This window comes from Komagataeibacter europaeus LMG 18890, assembly GCF_000285295.1.
Lineage (GTDB): Bacteria > Pseudomonadota > Alphaproteobacteria > Acetobacterales > Acetobacteraceae > Komagataeibacter > Komagataeibacter europaeus.
On the sequence record NZ_CADP01000316.1, the window covers coordinates 1 to 1,089 of the forward strand.

The 1,089-nt window shown below is 59.9% G+C and carries 3 protein-coding genes; all 3 read left to right on the top strand.

Going from position 1 to position 1,089, the window contains the following annotated elements:
* Positions 1-44 precede the first annotated feature (44 nt).
* Genes GEU01_RS26125 through GEU01_RS27700 form a run of 3 tightly spaced genes read left to right on the top strand, consistent with a single transcriptional unit; the run spans position 45 to position 964 of the window.
* The gene (locus GEU01_RS26125) at positions 45-464 is read left to right on the top strand and encodes a hypothetical protein (protein WP_157212926.1); all 420 of its coding nucleotides are present in this window, start codon (positions 45-47) and stop codon (positions 462-464) included.
* Positions 436-810, top strand: a complete 375-nt coding sequence (locus tag GEU01_RS27695) for a transposase (RefSeq protein WP_019087708.1) — start codon at positions 436-438, stop codon at positions 808-810. The genes GEU01_RS26125 and GEU01_RS27695 overlap by 29 nt, the downstream gene beginning before the upstream one ends.
* Positions 773-964 carry a hypothetical protein gene (locus GEU01_RS27700; RefSeq protein ID WP_157212927.1) on the top strand — a complete coding sequence of 64 codons (192 nt, stop codon included), beginning with the start codon at positions 773-775 and terminating at the stop codon, positions 962-964. The genes GEU01_RS27695 and GEU01_RS27700 overlap by 38 nt, the downstream gene beginning before the upstream one ends.
* Positions 965-1,089: the final 125 nt, after the last annotated feature.

The window sequence follows — 1,089 nt, forward strand, 5'->3', positions numbered from 1 at the left end:
GCTGCGAATAGCTTGAATCATAGGATTCCCAAAGGGCGTCTGATGTGATTCAAGATGAAGACTGGCGAAGGAGGCCAGCCTTCATGCCGAAAGCCTACTCGCAGGATTTACGAGACCGCGTGATTGATGCGGTGGGGAAAGACGGCATGAGTTGCCGGGCAGCGGCACGCCGTTTTGGCGTGAGCGATGCCTCGGCGATCAAATGGGTGCAGCGCGCAAGACGCATCGGAGATCGGTGCTGCGCCGGCACGGGCGGGCATCGTCCCTCGAAAACCAGACCTGAACGGGCCTGGCTGCTGGCCATCATTGATGCCGAACCTGATATCACCCTTGCGGCGCTGTCGATCCGACTGCGCGAGGAGCGTGGCGTTCAGGCCGACACAGGCATGCTCTCGCGCTTTTTCCAATCCGAAGGGATCAGCTTCAAAAAAAAGCGTGCTGCCCTGCGAGCAGGACCGGCCTGACGTCGCGCGCAAGCGCAGGTTCTGGAAGCGCTATCAGGCCAACATAGATCCCACCCGTCTGGTCTTTATCGACGAAACCTGGGCTAAGACCAACATGACGCGCACGCACGGCCGTTGCCGCAAAGGTGAGAGACTGAGAGCCAGAGTCCCTCATAGCCACTGGAAGACACTGACCTTTCTGGCTGCCTTGCGTCATGACCGGATCACCGCACCCTGCGTTCTCGACGGACCGATCAACGGGCGCAGTTTTTTGGCCTATGAACTGCCCCGGGTTTACCGGAGAGTAAAACTCTCGGAGGATGAGCCCTATGGTAGAGAAGAAGAAGACATCACGTTATTCGCCTGAGTTCCGTGAGCGCGCGGTGCGCCTTCTGGACGAGCATCGATCGGATTACCCGAGCCTATCGGTGGCCTGTCGCGAGATTGGTGGCAAGCTTGGCTGTTCGGGCGACAGCCTGCACGACTGGTGGAAGCAGGCCCGGCGGGACGCGGGTGCGTAACCAGGGCCGACCACGGCCGAGACGGCACGGATCAGGGCGTTGGAGCGTGAGGTCCGTGAACTGCGTCAGGCCAATGAGATTCTCAAGAAAGCTTCAGCTTATTTTGCACAGGCGGAGCTCGACCG